We start from the raw sequence: 2,790 nt of genomic DNA on the forward strand, positions 1-2,790 counted from the left end.
AGCGCGGCATTGATGACTTCTTCCGAGGTGTCAAACCACACATCGGCAGGCCAGGCGTCTACATCGTCGCCCTCACGGACATAGCCGTAGCGCACCGCGACCGCCAGCATGCCCGCCGCACGCGCCGCCTGCATGTCACGGTCGTGATCCCCCAGATACCAGCATTCGGAGGCGTCGACACCGAGGCAGCGTGCCGCCTCCCACAGAGGCTCTGGATGCGGCTTCTTGACCGGCAGGTCATCGGCACACAGCAGGCAGCCGGGCGTGAGCTCGAGCGCGGCGATCAGCGGCTCGGCGAACTGACGGGGCTTGTTGGTCACGATGCCCCACGGCAGGCCTGCGCGCTGACAGACCTCGATCAGGGCGTCATAGCCCGGGAACAGCACGCTGTGCGCCGCGACATCGCGGGCATAGAATTCCAGCAGGCGAGTGCGCTCGCTGGCGTGCTCGGGGTGATCGAGCTCATGGCCCAGGGCCAGGGTCACCAGAGCGCTGCCACCATGCGAGACTTCGGCGCGAATCACGTCGTAGTCCAGCGCCGGCAGGGTGTGATGCTGACGCAGCTCATTGGTGGCGCGCGCCAGGTCTGGCGCGGTGTCCACCAGGGTGCCATCGAGATCGAAGATCAAGGCGGCGGGGCGAGGTAGCGCTGCCGGCAGGCTCACGCAAGCTCTTCCTCGGTCGCGCGACGCGTGTGCATCAGGTAGTTGACGGTCAGGTCGGAGGAATTCAGGCGATATTTGCGCGTCAGCGGGTTGTAGGTCATGCCGGTGGAGCCTTCCATCTTGAGGCCCGCATCGCGGGTCCAGCGCCCCAGCTCGGCCGGACGGATGAACTTGCGATACTCGTGGGTGCCACGCGGCAGCATCTGCAGCACATATTCCGCGCCGAGAATCGCGAAGGCATACGCCTTGGGATTGCGGTTGATGGTCGAGAAGAACACCATGCCGCCGGGCTTGACCAGCCGTGCGCAGGCCGCGATCACCGAGGATGGGTCCGGCACGTGCTCGAGCATTTCCAGACAGGTGACGATGTCGAACTGGCCGGCCATCTCTTCTGCGGCGGCTTCGGCGGTGGTCTGGCGATAGTCCACCTCGACACCGGACTCCAGCTGATGCAGGCGGGCAACGGACAGCGGCGCCTCACCCATGTCGATGCCCGTCACCTGGGCGCCACGATGCGCCATGGCTTCGGAGAGAATGCCGCCACCGCAGCCGACGTCGATCACTCGCTTGCCTGCCAGGCCAGCGTGGGTGTCGATATAGTCGACCCGCAACGGATTGATGTCATGCAGCGGCTTGAATTCACTGTCACGGTCCCACCAGCGACTGGCCAATGCCGAGAACTTGGCGATCTCGCTGGCATCGACATTGCCCAGATGGTCCTGGGGCTGGGCATCTTGCTGGGTGTCGTTATCGCTCATCTTTGCATCCTTACCGTTACGGAAGTGCTGTTCGGGAAGTGGCAGGCCTGTACAGGCACCTTACCCTCGGGCACGATTCCACCATTCTAATCCGACTGCCGTCGCGGGTCAGCGTCCAGCGCAAAAAACTCATCATGACGGGCACTTGCGTTACGATGGGGCGGGGCGTCGCGCCACGCGCGATGACCAGTCGTCATTATTGTCATGTAGCAACGGGGAGTGGTCATGAGCCTGGTTCCGATTCGCTGGGTAAGCCAGCAAGAGTGTGCGTCGCGGGAAGAAGACACGGCAGGCACCCCGCCCGATGCCAGCGCTGACGTCACTCATGATGTCACTTCTGATGTCACTCAGCCGGCGGTGAAGCTTGCACTGCTCGACCAGCGCCTGCTGCCGGGTGAGACCCGCGAGGTGCTGCTCGAGGATGCACGCGGGGTCGCGACTGCCATTACCGACATGGTGGTCCGCGGTGCACCGGCCATCGGGATCGCCGCCGCCTATGGCGTGGCGCTGGAGGCTTTCGTCATCAACCGCGAGGGCGGCGACTGGCAGTCACGCCTGGCCAGTGCCTGTGATGTGCTGGCTGCCTCGCGCCCGACAGCGGTCAACCTGTTCTGGGCGTTGGATCGCATGCGCAAGGTGATTGCCGCACACGCCACTCAGTCGCAGGCCCCGTATGAGGCGTTGCTGAAGGAGGCCGTACGCATTCATGAGCAGGATCTGGACGACAATCTGCGCATGGCCGAGTTTGGCGCCCAGGTGATTGCGGCCTCCCTCGCGCAGGGCGAGACGCGGTGCGAGGTCATGACCCACTGCAATACCGGCGCGCTGGCCACCGGCGGCCACGGCACGGCGTTGGGTGTGATTCGTACCGCCTACGCCCAGGGCATTCTCGGCCGTGTGCATGTCAACGAGACGCGCCCCTGGTGGCAAGGCTCTCGCCTGACGGCGTGGGAGCTGGTGCAGGAGAGGATTCCCGCGCGTCTGGCCGTGGAAGGTGCAGCTTCGCTGATCATGCAGCAGGGTGCCCGGACGCCGGAAGGAGTGCGCTGGTTGATCGTCGGCGCGGACCGCATTGCGGCCAACGGCGATACAGCTAACAAGATCGGTACCTTCTCGCTGGCCGTTCAGGCGCGCGCCCATGGCATCAAGGTCATGGTGGTGGCCCCGCTGGCCACGTTCGATGGCAGCCTGGCCAGTGGCGCGGACATCCCCATCGAGACGCGCGACGCCGCCGAGCTGCGCGAGGCGGGCGGTCGCCAGATCGCGCCGCAGGACATCGATGTCTTCAATCCGGTCTTTGATGTCACACCGCATGAGTATATTGATGCCATCGTCACGGAACATGGCGTGGTAGAGTCGCCCGATAG

At 64.8% G+C, this 2,790-nt stretch carries 3 protein-coding genes; 1 reads left to right on the forward strand and 2 read right to left on the reverse strand.

The features are described from left to right. On the reverse strand, positions 1-659 hold a 659-nt coding region (locus AC4FAH_RS08820; RefSeq protein ID WP_490245915.1), incomplete at its 3' end, for an HAD-IA family hydrolase. A gap of 2 nt (positions 660-661) precedes the next feature. Continuing rightward, positions 662-1,423, reverse strand: a complete 762-nt coding sequence (gene ubiG / locus AC4FAH_RS08825; protein WP_490245913.1) for a bifunctional 2-polyprenyl-6-hydroxyphenol methylase/3-demethylubiquinol 3-O-methyltransferase UbiG — start codon at positions 1,421-1,423, stop codon at positions 662-664. A gap of 225 nt (positions 1,424-1,648) precedes the next feature. Between ubiG and mtnA the strand changes: the two genes are divergently transcribed. Further along, the coding region (gene mtnA, locus AC4FAH_RS08830; RefSeq protein WP_490245914.1) for an S-methyl-5-thioribose-1-phosphate isomerase at positions 1,649-2,790 on the forward strand (1,142 nt) is incomplete at its 3' end.

Source organism: Cobetia sp. (assembly GCF_983723665.1).

Excerpts from the sequence above, each read along its gene's own strand:
- ubiG (WP_490245913.1), bottom strand. The coding sequence starts at position 1,423 with ATGAGCGATAACGACACCCAGCAAGATGCCCAGCCCCAGGACCATCTG.